Source organism: Janthinobacterium salmonicoloratum, assembly GCF_051380845.1.
Taxonomy (GTDB): Bacteria; Pseudomonadota; Gammaproteobacteria; order Burkholderiales; family Burkholderiaceae_D; genus Janthinobacterium; species Janthinobacterium lividum_F.
This window is the reverse complement of sequence record NZ_JBNYXV010000001.1, coordinates 2,538,344-2,559,677: the sequence shown is the minus strand read 5'-3', so window position 1 is coordinate 2,559,677 and position 21,334 is coordinate 2,538,344. Positions and strand designations below refer to the sequence as shown.

The following is a 21,334-nucleotide window of genomic DNA, read 5'->3' as shown; positions in this document are numbered from 1 at the left end:
TCTATTGTTCTCTGGAGTATCACCATGTCTCTCGTATCCATGCGTCAACTGCTGGACCATGCCGCCGAAAACGGTTATGGCATTCCTGCTTTCAACGTCAATAACCTGGAGCAAGTGCAAGCCATCATGGCTGCCGCCGATGCGCTCAACAGCCCGGTGATCATGCAAGCGTCCGCTGGCGCGCGCAAGTACGCCGGTGAAGCGTTCCTGCGCCACCTGATCGACGCCGCCGTCGAAGCGTATCCGCACATTCCCGTCGTCATGCACCAGGATCACGGCCAGTCGCCGGCCGTCTGCATGGCCGCCATCCGCTCGGGCTTCACGTCCGTGATGATGGACGGTTCGCTGGAAGCGGACGGCAAGTCGGTCGCTTCCTACGAATACAACGTGGAAGTGTCGCGTGAAGTGGTGAAATTCTCGCACGCCATCGGCGTGACGGTGGAAGCGGAACTGGGCGTGCTCGGTTCGCTGGAAACCATGAAGGGCGACAAGGAAGATGGCCACGGCGCCGACGGCACCATGACTCGCGAGCAACTGCTGACGGACGTGGCGCAAGCGGCCGACTTCGTGCAGCGCACCCAGTGCGACGCCCTGGCGATCGCCATCGGCACCTCGCACGGCGCGTATAAATTCACGCGCAAGCCTACGGGCGACATCCTGGCCATCGACCGCATCAAGGAAATCCACGCGCGCATCCCGAACACCCACCTGGTGATGCACGGTTCCTCGTCGGTGCCGCAGGAATTGCTGGCCATCATCCGCGAATTCGGCGGCGACATGAAGGAAACCTACGGCGTGCCAGTCGAGGAAATCCAGGAAGGCATCCGTCACGGCGTGCGCAAGATCAACATCGACACCGACATCCGCCTGGCGATGACGGCCGCGATCCGCAAGTATCTGTTTGAAAACCCGTCGAAATTCGACCCGCGCGACTTCCTGAAGCCAGCCCGTACCGCCGCCGAGCAAATCGTGCGCGCGCGCATGCAGGCTTTCGGCTGCGAAGGCCAGGCGTCGAAGATCAAGGTCATCACGATGGAAAAAATGGCCGAGCGCTACAAGGCCGGCGAGCTGTCGCAAATTGTGAAGTAAAATTCTGTCTGGAACGGGCCGGAAGCAATGCTCCGTGCCCGATTTTCTCGACCGGCGGGCACCCCCTGCCTGCCGGTTTCGTTTCATCCAACTATTCCCCCGCTATGAACAGCCTCTATCAGACTTCCATCCACTCCCTGCCATTGCTGGGCCACGGCAAGGTCCGCGACAACTACGCCGTTGGCGACGACAAGATTTTGATCGTCACCACGGACCGCCTGTCGGCCTTCGATGTCGTCATGAACGAGCCTATCCCCGGCAAGGGCAAGGTCCTCAACCAGATGAGCGACTTCTGGTTCGAGAAACTGGGCCATATCGTGCCGAACCACCTGACCGGCGTGGCGCCGGAATCCGTGGTGGCGCCCGAGGAAGTGGAACAAGTGCAAGGCCGCGCCGTCGTGGCCAAGCGCTTGAAACCCATCATGGTAGAGGCGGTCGTGCGCGGCTACATCATCGGTTCGGGCTGGAAAGATTATCAGGACACGGGCAGCATCTGCGGCATCGCGCTGCCAGCCGGCCTGCAACAGGCGGAAAAACTGCCGGAACCGATCTTCACGCCGGCAGCCAAGGCCGAGCTGGGCGAGCATGATGAAAACATCAGCTTTGCTGAAATGGAAGAGCGCATCGGTGCCGAACTGGCTGCCAAGATGCGTGACGTCGCCATTCAACTGTACAAGACGGCCGCCGAATACGCGGCCACGCGCGGCATCATCATTGCCGACACCAAGTTCGAATTCGGCCTGGATGACAACGGCGTCATGCATCTGATGGATGAAGTGCTGACGGCCGACTCGTCGCGCTTCTGGCCCGCCGATTCGTATCAGCCGGGCATCTCGCCGCCGTCGTTCGACAAGCAATTCGTGCGCGACTACCTGGAAACGCTGACCTGGGGCAAGACCGCACCGGCGCCCGCGCTGCCGGCCGACGTCATTGAAAAAACCCAGGCCAAGTACTTCGAAGCCATCGAACGCCTGACGGGCGAGAAGCTGAAGGCCTGAGATGACTGAGCAAAAATTGAACCCCAAGCCGCTGGTTGGCGTCATCATGGGTTCGTCCTCGGACTGGGACGTGATGCAGAATGCGGTTGCTATGCTGAAACAGTTTGGCGTGCCGTACGAAGCGCAAGTCATTTCTGCGCACCGCATGCCCGACGAGATGTATGCGTACGCGAAAAGTGCGCGCGCGCGCGGCTTGCGCGCCATCATCGCCGGCGCCGGCGGCGCCGCCCACCTGCCTGGCATGGTGGCGGCGATGACCATCGTGCCCGTGCTGGGCGTGCCCGTGCCGTCGAAATACTTGCGCGGCGAAGATTCCATGCTGTCCATCCTGCAAATGCCCAAGGGCGTGCCAGTAGCCACCTTCGCCATCGGCGAAGCGGGCGCGGCGAATGCGGCGCTGACGGCGGTGGCGATGCTTGCCGCTAACGACGACGCCCTGGCCGAGCGCTTGGAAGCCTTCCGCGCCACGCAAACGGCCGCCGCCAAGGCCATGGTCTTGCCTGAATAATGTGCTTGAAAAATAATGAATAGTAAATCGACTTCCCCATTGCTGCCCGCCGCCAACCCACCGGCGTGGCTGGGCGTGATGGGCGGCGGCCAGCTCGGCCGCATGTTTGCCCAGGCCGCTCAGAGCATGGGCTATCAAGTGGCTGTACTGGAACCGTCCGACGCCTGCCCTGCGGGGCAGGTGGCGCAGCGCCTGGTCAATGCCGGCTACAGCGATGCGGCTGGCCTCGACGCCCTGGCCGCGCAATGCCTAGCCGTCACCACGGAATTCGAGAACGTGCCGGCCGACAGCTTGTCGCGCCTGGCCAAACGCGTGTTCGTGGCGCCGGATGCCCACGGCGTGTCGGTGGCGCAAGACCGCATCGCGGAAAAGCGTTTCTTTGTCGACTGCGCGGCCAAGTCGGGCGTGCTGCCGGCGCCGCACATGGTCATCGCCACGCAGGCAGATATCGACAGCATAGTCGACGACTTGCTGCCAGGTATCTTGAAGACCGTGCGCATGGGCTATGACGGCAAGGGCCAGTTCCGCGTGCGCACGCGCGACGAGGTGCGTGCCGCGTTCGCGGAAATGGGCGAGGTCACTTGCCTGTTGGAAAAAATGCTGCCGCTGGCGTATGAAGTGTCGGTGCTGACGGCGCGCGGCGTGGATGGCCAGTCGGTCGTGTATCCGATCGCCGAAAACGTACACCGCGACGGCGTCTTGTTTACCACCACCGTGCCGGGCCCGAATGTGTCGGACGATTGCGCCGCCAAGGCGCAGCGGGCGGCGCAAGCCATGGTCGCCGAACTCGGCTATGTCGGCGTGCTGTGCATCGAATTTTTCGTGCTGACCGACGGTAGCCTGGTGGTCAACGAAATGGCGCCGCGTCCGCACAACAGCGGCCACTACACGATGGATGCCTGCGTTACCAGCCAGTTCGCGCAGCAGGTGCGGGCCATGGCGCGCTTGCCGCTGGGCGACGTGCGCCAGCATTCGCCGGCCGTGATGCTCAACATCCTGGGCGACGCCTGGTTTGCCGACGGCAGCGATGCCGCCTGCGAACCGGCGTGGGACCAGGTGCTGGCGCTGCCGGGCGCCTGTTTGCATCTGTATGGCAAGGACGATCCGCGCCGTGGCCGCAAGATGGGCCACCTGACCCTGATTGCCGCCACCTTGCAAGAGGCACAGCAGCGCCTGCGCGACGCTTGCCTGATCCTGGGAATTACGCCGTGAGCGTGCCCGCACAAGATCTGGAAGCCGCCGCTGCCGTGCTGGAAGCGGGCGGCCTCGTCGCTTTCCCGACGGAAACGGTGTACGGCCTGGGCGCCGATGCAGAAAACCCGGCCGCCGTGGCGCGCATCTATGAAGCCAAGGGCCGTCCCTCGGATCACCCCGTGATCGTGCACGTGGCGCCCGGCGCCGACTTGGCGCACTGGTCCGACGATATCCCGCAGGAAGCGGAGCAACTGGTGGCTGCCTTCTGGCCCGGTCCGCTGACCCTGATCGTCAAGCGCGCCGCGCATATCCCCGACGCCGTCTCCGGCGGCCAGGACACGGTGGGTTTGCGCTGCCCGTCGCATCCGGTGGCTATCGCATTGCTACGCACCTTCAAGGGCGGCAAAGGCGGCCTGGCGGCGCCGTCGGCAAACAAATTCGGCAATGTCAGCCCGACCACGGCGCAGCATGTGCGCGATGAATTCGCTGCGGAACTCGCTAGTGGCTTGCTGGGCCTGGTGCTCGATGGCGGACAGAGCGACGTGGGCATCGAGTCGACCATCGTCGACCTGTCGCGCCTGGCCACGCACGGTCCCGTGCTGTTGCGCCCCGGTCATATCAGCAGCGAGCAGATCGCCGCCGTCATTGGCCGCGCACCGGCCGTGGCGGATGCGGCCGCGCCGCGCGCCTCGGGCACGCTGGAATCGCATTACGCACCACATACGCCTGTTGCGATGCAGCACAGCGACGACGTGCGCGCCACCTTGAACCGCCTGCTCAACGACGGGCGCCGCGTGGCCCTGATCCACTACTCGGATCTGCCGCCGGCCAGCGCCAGCGTGCGCCTGGCGGCCAGTCCGGAAAATTACGCGCATGCACTGTATGCCTCGCTGCGCACGATGGACCAGGTCGGCGCCGAGCTGATACTCGTCGAAGCACCGCCGACCGGCCCCGCGTGGCTGGGCGTCAACGACCGTTTGCGGCGTGCCGCGTTCGGCTCAAGTGGTATCTTGCAGCAATTCCTGTCCGCCTAATAAAAAGCCCCGAAAGGGGCTTTTTATTGATGCAGCGCAATAGCGATGCTTGCCACGAAACATACTAATTCCTCCATAATTCAGCGGATCGCCCGGTCATGACAGGGCAGCGGCGGTGTTGTTATTTCATTGATTTTTAAAACATATTTTCTATACAAGCCTGAGGAACGATGGCATATTAGTTGGGTAGCGAATAGCACGCCCGTTCGTTTAGAAACCAGAAAAAAGACCGAGGAGACAAAATGCATCAAACAAAATTCGCGCTGGCCGTGCTGGCTGCGGCTGTCCTGGCAGGTTGCGGCGGCGCCAGTGGCGGTGATCAAACCTTGAAAGTTAAATACACGGCGCAGGTGTCGTTCGGCGACAGCCTGTCCGATGTCGGTTCGTATGCTGTGGGCACAGTGCTGGCGAAAGGTGGCGGCAAGTTCACCATCAATGGCGACAATACCAAGATCAATCCTGAACTGACGGGCAAGAACTGGACCGAGCACCTGGCCGCGCAATTCGGCCTGGCCGCGCCATGCGCCGCTGAGACTGGCCTGGAAGGCAATGCGGCGCAAGGCTTGTCCGTGCCGCGCGTCAAGCATGCAGGCTGCTTCGGCTACGCCATGGGCGGCTCGCGCGTGACTAATCCGGTTGGCCCGAACAACAAGGCGACGGGCAGCGCGCTGGGCGCCCTGACCGTGCCCGTGGTGACGCAGATCGCGAACCACCTGGCAGTTTCCGGCGGCAAGTTCAGCGGCACGGAAGCCGTTTTCGTGATGGCGGGCGGTAATGACGTGCTGTACCAACTGGGCGCATTGCAAACGGGCGCGACGGACGCCGGCAAGAAGGCGGGTGCTGCTGCTGGTGCGCAAGCCTTCGCCACTAACCTGGCGGTGGCCCTGGCGGCCGGCGCCACCAATCCTACTACGGCAGTGGCTGCTATTGGGGCCGCCATCAAAACAGCCAGTGCGGCGCCTGGCGCCACGTCGACGACCATCGTCGGTGCCGCCGTGCAAGCTGCCATGATTGCAGGTAATGCAAATGCCCAGACGCAGGCTCCTGCCCTGGCCGCCAAGGCGCAAGCCGATGCGACGGTGACGGGCAATGCTGCCGGCGCCAAGGCCGGTGCCGACTTTGCTGCGGCCCAGGGACCATTGCTGGTTGCCGCCATGAAACAAGCGGGCACCGAACTGGTGGCGCTGGTCAAGGACCAGATCATCGCCAAGGGCGCCAACTATGTGGTGGTCAACAACCTGCCGGACGTGGCCGGTACGCCATCGGGCTTGAGCAAGGATGCCAACACCAAGGCGCTTATCAATGCCATGGTCAGCGCCTTCAATGGCGAACTGAGCGGCGGCCTGAACGGCAATGCGAAAGTCTTGCTGGTCGACGTGTTTGCCGTCAGCCATGACCAGGGCGTCAATCCTGGCCCGTATGGCTTGACCAACGTCAGCGAGACTGCGTGCGACTTGAGTGCGCCAGGCAATATTCTGGGCAGCTCGCTGGTCTGCAATGGCACGAACCTGAAAACGGGCGACGTCAGCCACTACTCATATGCCGACGATGTGCACCCTACGCCGTTCAATAACCTGTTGCTGGCCCGCTACGTGGCCAAGGACATGGTCGTGCGGGGCTGGCTGTAAGGGATGGCCGCACCGGTTGTGCCTGGTAGGCGCGGCCGGTGCCGGCAGCGACAAGACTCGAAAACGGAACACTCCGTACATACTGAATCAGGAGACAAGATGAAGAATCGTTTGAATACCGCTGTACGCGTGCTGGCCGCAGCCGCCGCGATGGCCATGGCGACGGGCGCTTCGGCGCAAAGCGCAGGCACCTGGACGGCCAAGGTCGGCATCAACAAGATCACGCCGCATGTCGACAGTGGCGATATTTCCGCGCCAGCCTTGCCGGGCACGAAAGCCGACGTCAAGTCGGATACCAAGCCCATCCTGACCTTTGCCTACATGGTCACGGACAATATTTCCGCCGAACTCGATCTGGGTGTGCCGTACAAGCATGAGCTGGTGGGTGATGGCGCCATCAAGGGCACAGGCAAGCTGGGGACGGCAGAAGTGCTGCCACCGACGGCCTTCATCCAGTACCGTTTCTTCCAGCCCAATGCGATGATCCGTCCTTACGTGGGCGCGGGCATCACGTATGCCTATTTCCAGAAGGAAACGGGTTCGGGCCAGATGACGGCCTTGCTGGATCCGGGCGGATCGCCGGTCACCTACCGCATGAAGAACAAGATCGCCGCCAGCTTGCAGATCGGTAGCACGCTAGCCTTCAACGAGCGCTGGTTTGCCGACGTGGCCGTGGTCAAGACTTTTCTGAAGACCAAGGCGACTTTCTCGACGGGCCAGACGCAGGATATCAAGCTCGACCCGATCGCCTTGAGCGTGGGCATCGGCTACAAGTTCTGAGTTTGCCCAGTGACAAAAAAATCCGCCTCGGCGGATTTTTTTTGTCCCGCTCAGGCTGGCGGTGTATTGAACTTTCCATTGTGGAAGATCAAGGGCGGCTGCGCGGCAAACGCGCATTGTTCCACTTCGCCCACGAAAATGACGTGGTCGCCTTCCGGATAGCGGCTGCGGTTGTGGCATTCGAACCAGGCCGACGCGCCTTTCAGGATGGGCTGGCCCGTGCGTGACAGTTCGTATTCGACGTCGTCGAAGGGATTCGGCGTGCGGCGCGCAAAGCGCTGCGCCAGTTCCGCCTGGTCGGCGCCCAGCACATTGATGACGTAATGCGAGTTGCCGCTGAAAATGGGCATGCTGTTCGCCACGGAACCGAGACTCCACAGCACCAGGGGCGGCGACAGCGAGACGGAATTGAAGGAGCTGGCCGTCAAGCCGCGGAAACTGCCGTCGGCCAGGCGCGTCGTAATGACCGTCACGCCGGTGGCAAACTGCGACAGCGCCTGGCGGAAATGTGTCGTATCGAATTCTTGCGCTGGCGCGCGGGGAGAGCGTGTGTTCATGGGTGACCTGTCTATTTGCTGACATTATGCCAAAAATCGGCCGCGCCAGCGCAATCGTGGCCGGCACGCCCCCAATGTGCGATGCACCACGCGCCGTTTCAAGCGGCTCTGCAGACCCCGGCGCTTTGCGTTACAGTAGTGAAATGATACGTCGCAGTGGCGTTGCGGGAGGGCATCATGAATCAACAGACGGAAGTGGCGGTATTCGGCGGTGGCTGTTTTTGGTGCCACGCTGCCGTGTACGCGGAAGTGCGCGGTGTGACGCGCGTCGAGTCTGGCTACACGGGAGGCAGCGTGCCCGATCCCCGGTATGAGCAGGTGTGCGCAGGCGACACGGGCCACGCGGAAGTGGTGCGCCTGGAATTCGATCCCGCCATCATCGCTTACCACGATTTGCTGGAAATCTTTTTTACGCTGCACGACCCCACCACCCTGAATCGCCAGGGAAACGATGTCGGCACGCAATTCCGCTCCGTCATCTATTACCAGTCAGCCGGACAGGAAAGCGTGGCGCGCAAGGTACTGGCCGAGATGGCCGGCGTGTGGGATGCGCCCATCGTCACGCAGCTGGCGCCGGCAGCCACCTTTTATCCGGCCGAGGATTACCACCAGAATTATGTCGAGCAGCATCCCTTGCAAGGCTATTGCGCCCTGGTGGTCGTGCCCAAGGTGGAGAAGTTCCGCGCCATGTATGCGGGCCGCCTGAAGTGAACGCCCCGCGCGCCAATCACGGTGTGAGCACGGGCGCCGGCCTTGTCTCCTGCGCATACATGTAGTTGCGCGACCAGGGCAGGGTGGAGGAGCGCCGGCCCGCCTTCACGCAGACGATCTGGTACAGGCTGATCAAGTCTTGCTCGAAGGCATAGGCGCAGCCGGCCAGGTAGACGTGCCAGATGCGGAAGCGCCGTTCGCCCGCCAGCGGGCGGATCTGCTCGGCATGGGCTTCGAAATTTTCCGTCCACAGGGCGCAGGTGCGCGCATAGTGGCGGCGCAGGTTTTCTACATCCAGCACTTCCAGTCCCCCTTGCTGCATGGTCTTGAGCACATTACCGATGTGCGCCAGCTCGCCGTGGGGAAACACATATTTTTCGATGAATTCGCCGCCGCCATACGGCGTTTCGCCATTGTCCGGGTCGGTCGAGGTGATGCCGTGGTTCATCGCCATGCCGTCCGGCGCCAGCAGCTTGTTGATGATGGCAAAGTAGTCGGGCAAATGCTTGAGGCCCACATGCTCAAACATGCCCACGCTGGTGATGCGGTCGAACTGGCCCGTGACGTCGCGGTAATCCTGCAGACGGATATCGATCAGGTGCGCCAGACCGGCCGCCTCCACGCGCTCGCGCGCCAGCGCGTACTGGTTTTCCGAGAGGGTCACGCCCACGCAGCGGGCGCCATATTGCTGCGCGGCACGGATCACGAGCGCGCCCCAGCCGCAACCGATGTCAAGCAGGGTCTGGCCCGGCTGCAGCTGGATTTTTTTCAGGATATGGTCGATCTTCTTGACTTGCGCCTGCGCCAGGGTTTCATCGCCGTGTTCGAAATAGGCGCAGGAATACACGAGGGCGGGGTCGAGAAACTGTTCGTAAAATGCGTTCGACACGTCGTAGTGGTAGCGGATGGCTTCGGCATCCTTGCTCTTGTCGTGCGTAAAGCTGCGCACGATGCGGGCCAGCTTGCCTTCCGGCTTCAAGGTATTGCGCGCCAGGGCATTGCAGATGGAAATCATGTCCATCGCTGTGCCCTTGACCTCGATATTGCCTTCCACATAGGCCGAGCCCAGGTTGGCCAGCGACGGGTTCAGCAGATAGCGGGCCGAGGCGACGGTCGGCAGGCGGATGGTGACTCTGGGCGCTTCGCTGGACAGGTCGACATGCTGGCCATTCCACAATTCTATGCGTAGCGGCAAGGCGGTCTTGCTGCGGATGCTGGCGATCCAGGACTTGAGTTGGTTTTGTACAAACAAAATGGCCTCCAATGCAGCAACCCCAGCTGGGGCCGAAAATTGAGAAACAATGTCATTTAGTAACTTCTACCCTCATAGCCTACACCTATATTGACCAGCTTGCTTTGCGCCGCCTTGCTTATCCTGCTCAGGGTTGCAAACGCTGCATGCTCCATTGCCCGTCAGCACCGCGGGTAAACACGATGCGGTCGTGGAAGCGCGAACGGCGCCCCTGCCAGAATTCGATGCGTTCCGCTTGCAAGCGGTAACCGCCCCAGTGGGCCGGGCGCGGCGGCTGCGCGTCGCCGACGGCGGCAGCCACGGCCTCATAATTGCTTTCCAGCGTGGCACGGCTGTCGATGGGCGTACTTTGTTGCGAGGCAATCGCCGACAAGCGGCTTTGTACGGGCCGCACATTGAAATATTCGTCGCTCTCGGCCGGCGTGGTTTTCACCACCGTGCCTTCGATGCGCACTTGCCGTTCCAGCTCGCGCCAGAAGAATAGCAGGGCGGCGTGCGGATTGTGCTCGAGCTGCTGGCCCTTGTCGCTGTTGTAATTCGTGTACCAGGTAAAGCCGCGCTCGTCGAACTGCTTGATCAACACGATGCGCGAGCTGGGCTTGCCATCGGGACTGACGGTAGACAAGTCCATGGCGTTCGGCTCCATTACCTGGGCGTTGACGGCCTCGGCAAACCATTTCTGGAACTGGGCGATGGGATTGGCCAGCACGTCTGTCTCGCTCAGGCTGGACTGCACGTAGTCGGTGCGCATGGCCGCCAGCACGACGGCCGGGTCCGGCGCTGCGGGGGCTTCTGGCGCATCGGGCGCGATGCCGCGGCGGCGCTGCATGGCCGTGCCCAGCTGCTCCATCTGTTGCGCACTGAACAGGCGCTTGGCCATGGGCGCCAGCTGGCCCTCTTCCTTGCTCATGTGGGCCTGGTAGGCGGCGACATAGTCGCGCACGCCATCGGCGGACAATTGCGTGCCCGTGCCGGCCGCGATGGCGTCCAGTTCCGGGCGCAGGGTCAGCCAGGCCTGATCCATGCGCTGGTGGTCGGCCAGGATTTCCGGCACGAGGGTCGCCAGCAGACCGGCATCGTCGCCCGTGGCGGTCGTTTGCAGCATGGGCATCAAGTCCTGCTCTTCATCGTCATGGTGCAAATGGGCGGCTTTATTGAAATATTGCAACACCGCCTTGGCCGCCTGCTGCGCATCCGCCGTGTTGCCGTGCTGCGCCAGGTGGCCCAGCAGGTTTTGCAGGGTCGTCAGTTGCTTGCGGATCTTGTCGTGGCAATGCTTGAGCACGGCGATGGGCTGGTCAAAGCCGGGAACGGAGTCGAACAGGGGAGAGGTCATGGCGAGTTCTCGTGGTGGGCGGTGTGGGGGCGCGGCGACAGTTGCTCTTGTCGCTGTGTCAATTCGGCTATTTTAGAATATCCGCCAGCGCAGTGTCCGTTAAAATGGCGCCATGCATACCTCCACCAATGAACTAATTTCCATGGACTTGACCGAGATCGATTTTGAGCGGCGTTTCGGCGGCATTGCCCGCCTGTATGGCGCCCCGGCGTTGGAACGCTTCCGCGCCGCTCATGTGTGTGTGATCGGCGTGGGCGGCGTCGGTTCCTGGATCGTCGAAGCGCTGGCGCGCAGCGCCGTCGGCCGCCTGACCCTGATCGACCTCGATAATGTTGCCGAGTCGAATATCAATCGCCAGATCCAGGCCATGAGCGACACCATCGGCAAGGCCAAGATCACGGCCCTGGCCGAGCGCATCGAACTGATCAACCCGTTTTGCCAGGTTACGCAGATCGAGGATTTTATTACCCCCGATAACCTCGAGCAATTGCTGGGCGGGCGCGATTTCGACTATCTGGTCGACGCCATCGACAATGCCAAGGCCAAGGCGGCCGTGATCGCGTATTGCCGCGCGCGCAATGTCCCCATGCTGACCATCGGCAGCGCGGGCGGGCAGACGGACCCGACCTTGATCGCCGTGCGCGATTTGTCGAAAACGGAACAGGAGCCGCTGCTCAAGCGCGTACGAAAACTGTTGCGTACCGAATATGGTTTTCCCCGTGGCGTGAAAAACAAATTCAATGTCGACGCCGTGTTTTCCATGGAGCCGTTGAGCACGCCAGAAAGCGCGGAAGCGTGCGCCATCGATGGCACGTCCGCCGGTGTGACGGGCTTGAATTGCGCCGGCTTCGGTTCCAGCGTGGTGGTGACGGCCAGCTTCGGCATGGTGGCGGCCGCCCATGCGCTGAAAAGCTTGCGCCAGGACAAACTTGCCGCGGTGCCAGTGCCAGTGCCGGACGCTGCCTGAGTCACGCTGCTGAGGTCAGCCTCCTGCTGGCCAGGATGCGGTAGTCGCCGCTGCTTTTGAGCGATTCCACCAGCACCAGTTCGTCCGCCTGCCAGGCGATGGGCGCGAAGTCACCGATGGCCGGCGGCGGCGCCTGGCGCGCCAGGGTCACGTGCGGCGTAAAGCGGTCGTGCTCGAAGCGGGGCGCCAGTCCTTGTGCCGCCAGGCGATGCATGCAGGCTGCGCGCAAGTCCAGCAGGGCGGGCGAGGCTTGCGCCAGGGCGGCCCAGGTGAGCGCCAGCTGCGTAAAGTGGCTGGCGTGATCGAACAGCAAGGGCATGGCGCGCGCCGGTATGTGCGCCAGGATGTCGAGCAGGGCCGGCAGCTCGCTGGCCGAGCGCTGGCCCAGGAAGGCCAGGGTCAGGTGCAGCTTGTCGGCACGCACGGGCTTGCCCTCCAGGCGCGCCTGCCAGGCGACCAGAGCTGTGCGCGTGGCCGCATCGGGCCACAGGGCGTAAAACAGACGGGGGCAATGTGCATCGGGCGACAAGTTTTTCCTATCGTTGCGGCGGTTTGCTATTATTGGCGTTCCCTGCCGGTTTGCATTAAGTAGGGCGTAATAAATTATTGTGATTTCTGACTTCCATACCCGGCGCTCCGCGGTGTTGCCCGCTGCTGGCAGTGCTCGCACTGCGTCGCAGCGGGCGCCTTGCAGAGCATCTGGTTCTGTTCGTCATAACTTCACAATAATTTCCCACGACCTACTTGGCAGAGATCTCACCGAAACTCAATGAAAGAATACATCATGACGCGTAGCTCCGTTTTGTTTGCCCTGATCTGCTCCGTCGCCGCGTCGCTGGCGCAGGCACAGGCGCCAGCGCCTGTTCCCGCCTCCGCAGTCTCGCTGAGCCCCGGCCCTGTCGCCGATAAATTGATCCTGATCGACAACAAGGTCGGCACGGGCAAGGAAGCGTCCGCCGGCAGTAACGTCACCGTGCACTACACGGGCTGGCTGTACCGTCCCCTGGCGAAAGATTCGCGCGGCAAGAAGTTCGACAGCTCCGTGGGCCGTGGCCCGTTTGACTTCCCGCTCGGCAAGGGCATGGTCATCAAGGGCTGGGACCAGGGCGTGGCCGGCATGAAAGTGGGCGGCAAGCGCACCCTGATCATTCCAGGCGAACTGGCGTATGGTCCGCGCGGCGCCGGCAATGGCGACATTCCGCCGAACTCGGCACTGATCTTCGATGTGGAATTGCTGGACGTGAAGTAATTGTTCAGTTTCGGCAGCGCACCACGTGCGCTGCCGTGAAAAAGCGGTAGACTGGGATTTTCTGATATAGCTGTGGAGACTCCCATGAACATCGCCAACGACGTCACTGAACTGATCGGCAACACCCCCCTGGTGCGCATCAACCGCATCGCCGCCGGCAGTGTGGCCACCATCCTGGCCAAACTCGAATTCTACAATCCCGCGCACAGCGTCAAGGACCGCATCGGCCTGTCCATGATCGTCGCGGCCGAAGCCGCCGGCAAGATCCATCCCGATACCGTCATCGTCGAGCCCACCAGCGGCAACACGGGCATCGCGCTGGCCATGGTCTGCGCCGCGCGCGGCTACCGCTGCACCCTGGTCATGCCCGACACCATGAGCCGCGAACGGCGCATCCTGCTGCGCGCCTACGGCGCCGAGCTGGTGCTCACGCCCGGCAGCGAAGGCATGCTGGGCGCTATCCGCAAGGCCGAAGAAATGGTGGCGGCCGACCCGCGCTATTTGATGCTGCAGCAATTCAACAATCCCGCCAATCCCGCCATCCACCGCGCCACGACGGCCGAGGAAATCTGGCGCGACACGGATGGGCAAGTGGACATCATCGTGGCCGGCGTGGGCACGGGCGGCACGATCACGGGCATCGGCGAAGTGCTGAAGGAGCGCAAGCCCGGCCTGCAAGTGATTGCCGTGGAACCGGAAGCGTCGCCGATGCTGTCGAAAGGCACGAAAGGGCCGCACCCGATCCAGGGCATCGGCGCCGGTTTCGTGCCGCAGATTCTCAATACGGCCATCTACGACGAAATCATCTGCGTCAAGAATGACGATGCATTCGCCACGGCGCGCCTGGCCGCCAGCGATGAAGGCTTGTTGGTCGGCATCTCGTCGGGCGCCGCCCTGTGGGCCGCCCTGCAAGTGGCGCACCGCCCGGAAAACGCGGGCAAGACCATCGTCACCATCATCCCGTCGTTCGGCGAGCGCTATTTGAGCACGGCCTTGTACGCGGGCCTGGGCGACTGACCAAGAACGCCTATCAAAACCTACTGCGCGTCGTAATTTGCGGTCTGCGATGCTCACTGACTCGGCGTCCCCGTACCTTCGTACAGTTGCGCTTCTCAAGCCAACGGGGGCGCCGAGCCTTCCTTCCGCTCGCTACGGTTTTGTTAGGCGTTGTAAGGCCAGTCAGGGCTGCAGCGCCGGCAACAGCAGGCGTAGATCTATCCCTTCCGCTAGCGCCCGGTTGCCCGCGTCGCCCGGGTGCAGGTGGTCGCCCGAGTCGTAGGCGGGTAGCAGGCGCAGCGGGTATGCGGGGTCGCGCGCCCACGCATCGAAGTCGAGTACGGCGTCAAAATGGCCGCTGCCGCGTATCCACGCGTTCAGTTGCCGGCGCAGCGCATCTTTCTCCGGCTGATAATAGTCGCTCAGCGGCGTGCCGGGCAGGGCGCCTGCGAACGGCGTCAAGGTGGCGCCGACCACGCGCACGCCGCGGCTGCGTGCCTGGGCGATCAGCTGGCCGTAGCCGCTTGTCAGTTCCTCCAGGGTTGGCCTTGGTGCCTGTGGCGCAAACGCCGTGCCGGGCCAGCTGATGTCATTGATCCCCAACAAGACGACCACCGTGCGCACGCCAGGCTGCGCCAGCACGTCGCGTTCAAAACGCGCCAGGGCGTTGTCTCCCATGCCGTCGGCCAGCAGGCGTGCGCCGGAAATGCCTGCATTGATCACGGCCACCCCATGCGGCGCCAGGCGTTCTGCCAGCACGTCGGGCCAGCGCGTGTCCTTCCCCAGGCTGGCGCTGGCGCCATCGGTAATCGAATCGCCAAGGATGGCTACGGCTTGCGCCGCTGGCGCCGCCTCCACTTCGATTGCACTGAGCAAGAGGCGTGCCGTGGTGGCTTGCACGTCAGGCGCGTGATCGATGCGCGCGGCCCGCGTCTGGTCATGCGGCGCGATCCACGCCGTCTCGCGGCCATCCCAGTGAAACGTGGAGATGGGACTGGCCTGCGGCAGGTGGATGCTCACCGTCAGCCGCGCCAGGTCCGGTACGGACAGGTCGACGGGGTCGCTGACGAGCGGCGCACCCGGCGCCACGCTGGCCGCTGTCTGGCCAGAAAACGTGAGCGTGCGCAGGCTGTCCGGGCGGATCGCCGAACCGCTCTCTGCCAGGGCCACGGTGGCGGCGCCGATGCGCAGCGGCACCTTGCCATACGCATTCGACAGCACGATGCGCAGGCGCGGGCCGCCCACGCTGAGGCGCGCCACCTGGCGCACGGTGTGCGCTTGCAGCACGGCGGGTACGTTGGATGGGAAGAGGAAGTCGGCGCCCCACACGGCTTGCGGGCTGGCCGTCCAGCTGGCCAGCCAGGCGGTATCTGCATTGGCGGCCTGGACAGGACCTGTACTCAGTGCCAGGCTCAGCAGGGCGGCGGGGAGGATGGAAAATTGTTGCATGGTGTCTCGCTTCAGCTAGGGGAATGTCCGCATGATGAAAGCAAAGCCATTTATGTACTAGACTATCTCAACGAAGAACATTTATGAGTTGAATTCACAATGGCCAGACTGGAAGTGAATCGTTCCGGCGAGCTGGAAGTGTTTGTGCGCGTGGTCGAGCTGGGCGGTTTTTCCGCCGCCGCGCGCGCGTGCGGCATGACGCCGTCGGCCGTCAGCAAGCTCGTCTCTCGGCTGGAAGAGCGCCTGGGCGCGCGCCTGCTGAACCGCTCCACGCGCCAGCTGCAACTGACGGCCGAAGGCTGCGGCCTGTATGAACGGGGGAGGCATGTGCTGGCGGCCCTGGACGAGGCCGAGCGTTGCGCTGGTGTGCAGGATGTGCCGCGCGGCAAAATACGGGTCAACGCGAACGTGCCGTTCGGCCAGCATTTTTTGTTGCCGCTGGCGCCACTGTTTCTCGAACGCTATCCGCAGGTGACGCTCGATATCGTGCTCACGGATGAAGTGGTCGATATCCTCGAGCAGCGCACGGACGTGGCCGTGCGGGCCGGTCCCTTGAAAAGTTCCAGCCTGCTGGCGCGCAAGCTGGGCCAGACGCGCATGGTGATCGTGGCGGCGCCAAGCTACCTGGCGCGGCGCGGCACGCCGCTGCTGGCGGCGGACTTGCCCGCGCACAATCTGCTTGACGCCAATTATGCGCGCGCCCGCTCGGGCTGGCCGCTGCGCCTGCCCGAGGGGGACGTCGTCGTGCCGGTCACCGGCAATGCGCAGGCCAGCGATGGCGAAGCCTTGCGGCAACTGGCGCTGGCGGGACTGGGACTGGCGCGCCTGGCCGCCTTCCAGGTGCGCGCCGATATCGCGGCCGGCCGCTTGCAGGCCGTGCTGGAAGAATGCAACCCGGGCGACAGCGAGGAAGTGCATGCCGTCTTCGTGGGGCAAGGCGGGCATGTGCCGCTGCGCGTGCGCGTATTCCTTGATTTTCTGGCGCAGCATGTCGACTTGGGTTGATGCGATAGGCTGCAGCCGGACGCAGCCGCGCAGTACAATATCGGACGGGCCGCAATGGTTCGGCCCGTATTGTGCCTTTGAATGGAAATATGTTCCTGGTAAAACCTGAACGCCGCCGCCTGCTGCAGGTGGGCGCAACCGTGGCTGTCATCGCGCTGGGCCTGGCCTCGCGCGCCTTTCCCCAATTCGTCCCCGCCGCGCTCGGCAAGTATCCGGGCGACGCCCTGTGGGCCATGATGATCGTCTTTGCGCTGGGCGCCCTCGCCACGCGCATGCGCACGTGGCAACTGGCCTTGTGGTCCTTGCTGATCTGCTTTGCCGTGGAATTCGGCCAGTTGGTCCAGGCGCCGTGGATCGTCGAGCTGCGCGCGCATCCGCTGGGCCACCTGGTGCTGGGTTCCACCTTTGGCTGGGGTGATTTGATCGCCTACACGGCCGGGGTGGCAGTGGCGGCGTTCATCGACAAGCTGGCGCTGTTCAAGCGCCGCTGAGCTTTGATATGTGGGGCCAGGCCTGACAGGACTAGCCCCATAAGTATCACTTGACGTTACCCTCCGCGTCGCGCACTTCCACCGGTGCCAGTTTCAGCTTGGACAACTGCGGGGCGATCTTCGCCTTGTCGCCCACGCCGATGACGATCAGCTTTGCCGGCTGCAGGTATTTTTTCGCCACCTGTTGCACCTGCTTGTCCGTCACGCTGGCAAAGCGCTGCGGCAAGGTCGTGTAATAGTCGAGACCCAGGCCGTAGATATACGCGTTCGCCATGCTGGCGCTGATGCTGGCATTCGTGTCGAACTGGCCCGGCAAGGACAGCACTTGTGAATTGCGCGCATTCGCTAATTCCTTGCTGCTCAAGGGCTTGGCGATCATGGCGCGGATTTCCTTGACGGTTTCCGACACGGCCGGACCCGTCACATCGGTGCGCACGCTGGCGGCAATCGAGAACGGTCCAGGCTGATTGCGGTACTGGAATTGTGAGCGCACGCCATACGTGTAACCCTTCTCTTCGCGCAAGTTGGTGTTCAGGCGGCTGGTAAACAAGCCGCCCAGCGCCGCGTTCATCACTTGCAGCGGCGCGTAATCGGGTGTGGCGCGCGGCACGGCGATGGCGGACAGGCGCACGGCTGTTTGCGGCGCACCCGGCTTGTCGACCAAAATCAATTTGGCCTTCGTCGTCTGCGGTGCGGCGGCCACGGCAGGCGCCACCGCGCCTGCCTTCCAGCTGCCGAACTTGGCTTCCGCCAAGGCCTTCAATTCCGCTTCGCCGATATCGCCCGAGACGATCAGGGCTGCATTGTTGGGCAAGTAATGCTGCTGCCAGAACGCTTGCAGGTCGGCACGGCTGGCCGCTTTCAGCGCCGCTTCCGTGCCCAGCTGGATATAGCCATACGGATGCTGCGGGCCATACAGGGCCGCCGCTTCCACCCGCGCGGCCACCGCGCCCGCGTTTTCGCGCTGCTGTGCCAGCTGTCCGATGCGGCTGGCGCGCTGGCGCTCCACTTCGGCTGAGGGGAATTGCGGGTGCAGCACCACGTCGGCCAGCACGTCGAGCGCTTGCGGGAACGTGGCTTTGAGCGACGTCAGCTGGGCAAACGAGGCATCCGTGCCGGAGCCGGTGCTCAGCAGGGCGCCCAGCTGTGCCACGTCGTCGGCGATTTGCGGCGCCGTGCGCGTGGCCGTGCCTTCCTGCAGCAATTGCGCCGTAAAGCTCGACAAGCCCGGCTGCGCCAGCGGATTGGCGCCCGAGCCGCTTTTCACCACCAGCTGGCTCGCCACGAGCGGCACGGCCGGGTTGTAGTGGTGGATCACGGTCAAACCGTTCGCCAGGGTGAACGATTTTCCTTGCGGTAAAACAATCTTCGGTGCGGGACCAGCCTTCGGCACGGCATTGCGCCATGGCTCGTCCGCATTGATGGCGGTACCTGGCGCGGGCTTGACCTTGCCAGGCGCCGGCGTCGGCACTTCCGCGCCCAGGTCCGGCGTGCCGGGCACGCCGTAGACCACGACGCGCGACTGGTTCTTCAGGTAGGTGTCCACGGCGCGCTGCACGCCGGCCGCCGTCACCTGGCGGTAGCGCTCGATATCCTTGGCCAGGTAGCCGGGGTCGCCCAGGTATTGGTTGTATTCGTTGAGCAAGTTGGCCACGCCGTGCCCGCCCATTTTTTCCACCTGGCTCAGCATGTTGGTCTCGATGCTGTTGCGCGCCCGTTCCAGTTCTTTCTCGGTGGGACCCTGGTCGCGCAATTGCTCCAGCTCCGCCTGCAAGGCTTGCTCGATTTCCTCGGGCTGGTGGCCGGGGCGCGCCGTCGCGTCGATGGTGAAGATGGAGGTGAGGGCGTTGGAGCCCTGGCTGGCGCCCACGTCCTGGGCGATCTGCTTGTCGTACACGAGGGATTTATACAAACGGCTGGACTTGCCGCCGGCCAGGATGTGCGCCGCCATCGACAGTTCCGCGTCATCCTTGGTGTAGGCGGACGGCGTCAGCCAGGCCATGAAGACGCGCGGCAACTCGACCCGGTCCTGCACCACGATGCGGCGTTCCTGCGTGATGGGCGGCGTCACGACATCGGGCTTGGGCACGGCCGGGCCGCTCTTGAAACTGCCGAAGTATTTATTGACCAGTTCCTTGGTTTTCGCCTTGTCGATGTCGCCGGCGATCACCAGGCTGGCGTTGTTGGGACCATAGTATTTGCTAAAGAAATCCTTGATGTCAGCCAGTTTCGCATTCTGGATGTCCGCGTGCGAACCGATGACGCTGGCGTAATACGGGTGGGTCTTTGGAAACAGCTGGTGGTACAGGGCTTCCTGCACGATGCCGTACGGGGCGTTTTCCACGCTCTGGCGGCGTTCGTTGCGCACCACGTCCTGCTGGTTCGTCAGCGCCGTCTGGTCGAGCACGTCCAGCAGGTAGCCCATGCGGTCGGAATGCGTCCACAGGGCCAGTTCCAGCTGGTTCGACGGCACCGTGTCGAAATAATTGGTGCGGTCGAAATCCGTGCTGCCGTTCGAATCGGTGGCGCCCGCGCCTTCGAGCAGCTGGTCGGCCATGCCGCGCGGCACGTGCTTGGTGGCGGCAAACATCATGTGCTCGAACAGGTGGGCAAAGCCCGTCAAGCCCGGCGCTTCATTGGCCGGCCCCACGTGGTACCAGATATTGACGGCCGTGACGGGCAATTTATGGTCTTCCACGAGAATGACGTCGAGGCCGTTCGGCAAGGTGTATTTTTCGTAGGCGATATTGGGCACGGACGTCGCGCCCGTCGCGAGGGCCGCATCGGCGGCGTGGCTGAGGGAGAGCGGGGCGCCGTACAGCGACAGCAGCAGAGCGGGGAGGGCCAGCAGTTTGATCGGTTTCATGCATGCTTCCAGGGATAGGTGGAGAGGACGCTGCTGCTCGCTCGTGGCTGGCGCAGCGGGAAGGTGCTACGGTCGGTGCTACAGTTTATACAGCAGGGCTGCGCCGCCCAGCACCAGCAGTGCGCTGGCGAGGGAGACGAGGGCGGCAGCGCCCAGCATTCGCCATTCGCGCGGCGTGAAGCCAGCCGGCCCGGCCCCGGGCGCTTCCGGCGCAGACTGAGGCATGGCTGCCGCCGGCAGCACCGGCAAGCCGCCTGCCGCGCGCGCCTGCGCCGCCAGCGCTTGCGTGGCGGCGTCCAGCAGGGCCAGCTGGCGCTCGACGGTTTCCGCCAGCACCGCTTCGTTCAGCGCCACGAGGGCAAATATCGGGTCATCGACGTCGACCTTGATGCCCGTCTTGTCGAACACGTGGCTGCGCAGTTTGTGCTGGTCCATCTACCACTGCACCTTGTCGAGCTGTTCGAAGATGTCGCGGTAAACGACCTTGATGCGCTGCTTTTCCATGATATTGAACTTGTCGTTCTGCAGCACTTCCTGCATCGTCAGGCGTGCCGTGTTCATTTTCTTGACGTCCGCGCCGAAGGTGTCGGGATTGCGCTGGCTCAAGGTGATGCTGCCTTTCACGCGCGTGCGGTTGTCGGCATACGACTGCGATTCGACGAATTGTTTGCCGGACGCCGATTGCAGCAGGCCGAAGTGTTCGTTTTGCCATAGCACCAGCGGCACTGTCGTCGATTGGGCTGTCGCGACAAAACCCGTGGCCGTGTCGTGCAGGGTGTCGCCGCCGCCGACGATGGTGTGGATGTACACCTTGCGGCCCGATTCTTCCAGCAGCGAAAAACAGTCGTTTTCCAGCAGGTAGCCCATCAGCGGCGAAAACGTGTTCGCGCCATTGTCGACCACGCAGTTGCCGTCTGTGTCGAGGATATCGATCATCAGCGCGTCAAAGCGTTTCGGATCGATGTTGCGTGCATCCGTCATCACGGGCACATGCTTGACGTTCATCGCCTTGTAGCGCGAGAACGTGGCGTTTTCCTGATCGGTGTCATAGCAGCGCAAAGGCGTGTCGTCCTTGCCGCCTATCCACTGGGCCAGCAGGGTCGAGACGAGGGTCTTGCCGATGCCGCCCTTGCCCTGCAGGATGAAATGTACCGTGTTTTGCATTGCGACTACTCCAAGTTGTTGCGTCAGTGACAATCAAAGTTCCGTGACAGCGGCGCGGGC

Annotated in this window: 21 protein-coding genes; 13 read left to right on the top strand and 8 right to left on the bottom strand. The window is 63.2% G+C overall.

What is annotated here, in order from left to right; translation table 11 throughout:
- The first annotated feature begins 24 nt into the window (after positions 1-24).
- The 7 genes from fba to ACQ4WY_RS11800 all read left to right on the top strand — a co-directional run bounded on the left by fba (position 25) and on the right by ACQ4WY_RS11800 (position 7,231).
- On the top strand, positions 25-1,089 hold the full coding sequence (gene fba / locus ACQ4WY_RS11830; RefSeq protein ID WP_010401625.1) for a class II fructose-bisphosphate aldolase: 1,065 nt from the start codon (positions 25-27) through the stop codon (positions 1,087-1,089).
- 104 nt (positions 1,090-1,193) lie between these two features.
- Complete coding sequence (locus tag ACQ4WY_RS11825; RefSeq protein WP_436504148.1) at positions 1,194-2,087, top strand: phosphoribosylaminoimidazolesuccinocarboxamide synthase; 894 nt, start codon at positions 1,194-1,196, stop codon at positions 2,085-2,087.
- A 1-nt stretch (position 2,088) separates the two neighbouring features.
- Entirely contained in the window at positions 2,089-2,595 is a 507-nt protein-coding gene (gene purE, locus ACQ4WY_RS11820; protein ID WP_353659839.1) for a 5-(carboxyamino)imidazole ribonucleotide mutase, read from the top strand.
- Positions 2,596-2,610: 15 nt separating this feature from the next.
- A complete protein-coding gene (locus ACQ4WY_RS11815; protein WP_436504147.1) occupies positions 2,611-3,807 on the top strand; it encodes a 5-(carboxyamino)imidazole ribonucleotide synthase in 1,197 nt (398 codons plus the stop codon).
- Positions 3,804-4,823, top strand: coding sequence for an L-threonylcarbamoyladenylate synthase (locus tag ACQ4WY_RS11810; protein WP_436504146.1), 1,020 nt, complete (start codon positions 3,804-3,806; stop codon positions 4,821-4,823). The genes ACQ4WY_RS11815 and ACQ4WY_RS11810 overlap by 4 nt, the downstream gene beginning before the upstream one ends.
- Before the next feature lie 242 nt (positions 4,824-5,065).
- The gene (locus ACQ4WY_RS11805; protein ID WP_436504145.1) at positions 5,066-6,451 is read left to right on the top strand and encodes an SGNH/GDSL hydrolase family protein; all 1,386 of its coding nucleotides are present in this window, start codon (positions 5,066-5,068) and stop codon (positions 6,449-6,451) included.
- A 99-nt stretch (positions 6,452-6,550) separates the two neighbouring features.
- Positions 6,551-7,231, top strand: coding sequence for an OmpW/AlkL family protein (locus tag ACQ4WY_RS11800; RefSeq protein ID WP_436504143.1), 681 nt, complete (start codon positions 6,551-6,553; stop codon positions 7,229-7,231).
- A gap of 50 nt (positions 7,232-7,281) precedes the next feature.
- Here ACQ4WY_RS11800 and ACQ4WY_RS11795 read toward each other — a convergent pair whose 3' ends face one another.
- Positions 7,282-7,788 carry a flavin reductase family protein gene (locus tag ACQ4WY_RS11795; protein WP_353659844.1) on the bottom strand — a complete coding sequence of 169 codons (507 nt, stop codon included), beginning with the start codon at positions 7,786-7,788 and terminating at the stop codon, positions 7,282-7,284.
- A gap of 177 nt (positions 7,789-7,965) precedes the next feature.
- Here ACQ4WY_RS11795 and msrA point away from each other — a divergent pair, with 177 nt between their 5' ends.
- On the top strand, positions 7,966-8,499 hold the full coding sequence (gene msrA, locus ACQ4WY_RS11790) for a peptide-methionine (S)-S-oxide reductase MsrA (protein ID WP_353659845.1): 534 nt from the start codon (positions 7,966-7,968) through the stop codon (positions 8,497-8,499).
- Between the two features lie 16 nt (positions 8,500-8,515).
- On the opposite strand, the gene ACQ4WY_RS11785 is transcribed toward msrA, so the two are convergent.
- Both ACQ4WY_RS11785 and pdxH read right to left on the bottom strand, forming a co-directional pair.
- Positions 8,516-9,751 (bottom strand): class I SAM-dependent methyltransferase, encoded by a 1,236-nt coding sequence (locus ACQ4WY_RS11785; protein ID WP_436504141.1) that lies wholly within the window; start codon positions 9,749-9,751, stop codon positions 8,516-8,518.
- Between the two features lie 127 nt (positions 9,752-9,878).
- The gene (gene pdxH / locus ACQ4WY_RS11780; RefSeq protein ID WP_436504140.1) at positions 9,879-11,087 is read right to left on the bottom strand and encodes a pyridoxamine 5'-phosphate oxidase; all 1,209 of its coding nucleotides are present in this window, start codon (positions 11,085-11,087) and stop codon (positions 9,879-9,881) included.
- A gap of 112 nt (positions 11,088-11,199) precedes the next feature.
- Between pdxH and tcdA the strand changes: the two genes are divergently transcribed.
- Positions 11,200-12,054: a tRNA cyclic N6-threonylcarbamoyladenosine(37) synthase TcdA gene (tcdA, locus tag ACQ4WY_RS11775; RefSeq protein ID WP_436504139.1), complete on the top strand. Its 855-nt coding sequence runs from the start codon at positions 11,200-11,202 to the stop codon at positions 12,052-12,054.
- A 1-nt stretch (position 12,055) separates the two neighbouring features.
- Here the strand turns inward: tcdA and thpR are convergent, their stop codons facing one another.
- On the bottom strand, positions 12,056-12,583 hold the full coding sequence (thpR, locus tag ACQ4WY_RS11770; RefSeq protein WP_436504138.1) for an RNA 2',3'-cyclic phosphodiesterase: 528 nt from the start codon (positions 12,581-12,583) through the stop codon (positions 12,056-12,058).
- A 255-nt stretch (positions 12,584-12,838) separates the two neighbouring features.
- Between thpR and ACQ4WY_RS11765 the strand changes: the two genes are divergently transcribed.
- Positions 12,839-13,303 (top strand): FKBP-type peptidyl-prolyl cis-trans isomerase, encoded by a 465-nt coding sequence (locus ACQ4WY_RS11765; RefSeq protein WP_034780576.1) that lies wholly within the window; start codon positions 12,839-12,841, stop codon positions 13,301-13,303.
- A gap of 84 nt (positions 13,304-13,387) precedes the next feature.
- Entirely contained in the window at positions 13,388-14,320 is a 933-nt protein-coding gene (cysK, locus tag ACQ4WY_RS11760) for a cysteine synthase A (protein ID WP_436504137.1), read from the top strand.
- A gap of 162 nt (positions 14,321-14,482) precedes the next feature.
- Here the strand turns inward: cysK and ACQ4WY_RS11755 are convergent, their stop codons facing one another.
- Positions 14,483-15,748: an SGNH/GDSL hydrolase family protein gene (locus ACQ4WY_RS11755; protein WP_436504136.1), complete on the bottom strand. Its 1,266-nt coding sequence runs from the start codon at positions 15,746-15,748 to the stop codon at positions 14,483-14,485.
- Between the two features lie 99 nt (positions 15,749-15,847).
- Between ACQ4WY_RS11755 and ACQ4WY_RS11750 the strand changes: the two genes are divergently transcribed.
- Positions 15,848-16,753 (top strand): LysR family transcriptional regulator, encoded by a 906-nt coding sequence (locus ACQ4WY_RS11750; protein ID WP_436504135.1) that lies wholly within the window; start codon positions 15,848-15,850, stop codon positions 16,751-16,753.
- Positions 16,754-16,842: 89 nt separating this feature from the next.
- Positions 16,843-17,244, top strand: a complete 402-nt coding sequence (locus tag ACQ4WY_RS11745) for a ribosomal maturation YjgA family protein (RefSeq protein ID WP_436504134.1) — start codon at positions 16,843-16,845, stop codon at positions 17,242-17,244.
- A 46-nt stretch (positions 17,245-17,290) separates the two neighbouring features.
- On the opposite strand, the gene ACQ4WY_RS11740 is transcribed toward ACQ4WY_RS11745, so the two are convergent.
- The 3 genes from ACQ4WY_RS11740 to ACQ4WY_RS11730 all read right to left on the bottom strand — a co-directional run bounded on the left by ACQ4WY_RS11740 (position 17,291) and on the right by ACQ4WY_RS11730 (position 21,274).
- On the bottom strand, positions 17,291-20,110 hold the full coding sequence (locus ACQ4WY_RS11740) for a M16 family metallopeptidase (protein ID WP_436504133.1): 2,820 nt from the start codon (positions 20,108-20,110) through the stop codon (positions 17,291-17,293).
- 78 nt (positions 20,111-20,188) lie between these two features.
- Positions 20,189-20,545, bottom strand: coding sequence for a conjugal transfer transcriptional regulator TraM (gene traM, locus ACQ4WY_RS11735; RefSeq protein ID WP_436504132.1), 357 nt, complete (start codon positions 20,543-20,545; stop codon positions 20,189-20,191).
- Positions 20,546-21,274, bottom strand: coding sequence for a P-loop NTPase family protein (locus ACQ4WY_RS11730; protein WP_353659854.1), 729 nt, complete (start codon positions 21,272-21,274; stop codon positions 20,546-20,548).
- Between the last annotated feature and the right edge of the window lie 60 nt (positions 21,275-21,334).

Excerpts from the sequence above, each read along its gene's own strand:
- fba (WP_010401625.1), top strand. The coding sequence starts at position 25 with ATGTCTCTCGTATCCATGCGTCAACTGCTGGACCATGCCGCCGAAAAC.
- ACQ4WY_RS11825 (WP_436504148.1), top strand. The coding sequence starts at position 1,194 with ATGAACAGCCTCTATCAGACTTCCATCCACTCCCTGCCATTGCTGGGC.
- purE (WP_353659839.1), top strand. The coding sequence starts at position 2,089 with ATGACTGAGCAAAAATTGAACCCCAAGCCGCTGGTTGGCGTCATCATG.
- ACQ4WY_RS11815 (WP_436504147.1), top strand. The coding sequence starts at position 2,611 with ATGAATAGTAAATCGACTTCCCCATTGCTGCCCGCCGCCAACCCACCG.
- ACQ4WY_RS11805 (WP_436504145.1), top strand. The coding sequence starts at position 5,066 with ATGCATCAAACAAAATTCGCGCTGGCCGTGCTGGCTGCGGCTGTCCTG.
- ACQ4WY_RS11800 (WP_436504143.1), top strand. The coding sequence starts at position 6,551 with ATGAAGAATCGTTTGAATACCGCTGTACGCGTGCTGGCCGCAGCCGCC.
- ACQ4WY_RS11795 (WP_353659844.1), bottom strand. The coding sequence starts at position 7,788 with ATGAACACACGCTCTCCCCGCGCGCCAGCGCAAGAATTCGATACGACA.
- msrA (WP_353659845.1), top strand. The coding sequence starts at position 7,966 with ATGAATCAACAGACGGAAGTGGCGGTATTCGGCGGTGGCTGTTTTTGG.
- pdxH (WP_436504140.1), bottom strand. The coding sequence starts at position 11,087 with ATGACCTCTCCCCTGTTCGACTCCGTTCCCGGCTTTGACCAGCCCATC.
- tcdA (WP_436504139.1), top strand. The coding sequence starts at position 11,200 with ATGCATACCTCCACCAATGAACTAATTTCCATGGACTTGACCGAGATC.
- ACQ4WY_RS11765 (WP_034780576.1), top strand. The coding sequence starts at position 12,839 with ATGACGCGTAGCTCCGTTTTGTTTGCCCTGATCTGCTCCGTCGCCGCG.
- cysK (WP_436504137.1), top strand. The coding sequence starts at position 13,388 with ATGAACATCGCCAACGACGTCACTGAACTGATCGGCAACACCCCCCTG.
- ACQ4WY_RS11755 (WP_436504136.1), bottom strand. The coding sequence starts at position 15,748 with ATGCAACAATTTTCCATCCTCCCCGCCGCCCTGCTGAGCCTGGCACTG.
- ACQ4WY_RS11750 (WP_436504135.1), top strand. The coding sequence starts at position 15,848 with ATGGCCAGACTGGAAGTGAATCGTTCCGGCGAGCTGGAAGTGTTTGTG.
- ACQ4WY_RS11745 (WP_436504134.1), top strand. The coding sequence starts at position 16,843 with ATGTTCCTGGTAAAACCTGAACGCCGCCGCCTGCTGCAGGTGGGCGCA.
- ACQ4WY_RS11740 (WP_436504133.1), bottom strand. The coding sequence starts at position 20,110 with ATGAAACCGATCAAACTGCTGGCCCTCCCCGCTCTGCTGCTGTCGCTG.
- traM (WP_436504132.1), bottom strand. The coding sequence starts at position 20,545 with ATGGACCAGCACAAACTGCGCAGCCACGTGTTCGACAAGACGGGCATC.
- ACQ4WY_RS11730 (WP_353659854.1), bottom strand. The coding sequence starts at position 21,274 with ATGCAAAACACGGTACATTTCATCCTGCAGGGCAAGGGCGGCATCGGC.